General features: G+C 52.2%; 1 protein-coding gene. It reads right to left on the bottom strand.

Annotated features, from left to right (window positions below):
• The coding region (locus tag R7040_RS29155; RefSeq protein ID WP_318098001.1) for a glutamate synthase-related protein at window positions 1–548 on the bottom strand (548 nt) is incomplete at both ends.

Here is a 548-nt window from a genome sequence, read left to right as displayed (position 1 = left end):
CCATTGGTGCGGTACCAAATCCGAAGCTTTCCGCACCAAGAATCGCGGCCTTAACAACATCTAGCCCTGTTTTTAACCCGCCATCTACTTGAAGACGAATCTTATGGCGAAGGCCATTTGCAACCAGTGCTTGTTGGGTTTCTGCGAGGCCAAGTTCCCAAGGACTACCTGCGTATTTCACCGAAGTCAGTGGACTTGCGGCCGTACCGCCATCGTAACCTGAGATAGTGATGAGGTCGGCGTAAGCTTTTGCGACCCCTGTGGCTATGGTGCCAACACCAGGCTCGGAGACGAGTTTCACCGAAACCAGGGCATTCGGGTTGACTTGTTTTAGGTCGAAGATCAGCTGGGCTAAATCCTCGATCGAATAAATATCGTGATGTGGAGGAGGGGAGATTAACGTCACCCCTTGCACCGAGTAACGCAGCTTGGCGATTTCTGCCGTGACTTTGTGCCCTGGTAGCTGACCACCTTCACCAGGTTTAGCTCCTTGCGCAACCTTGATTTGCAGTACGTCAGCATTGGTTAGGTAATGAGGCGTAACCCCA

The sequence above is a fragment of the Vibrio sp. 1069 genome (assembly GCF_033340555.1).
This window is presented reverse-complemented; position numbering and strand designations above follow the sequence as displayed.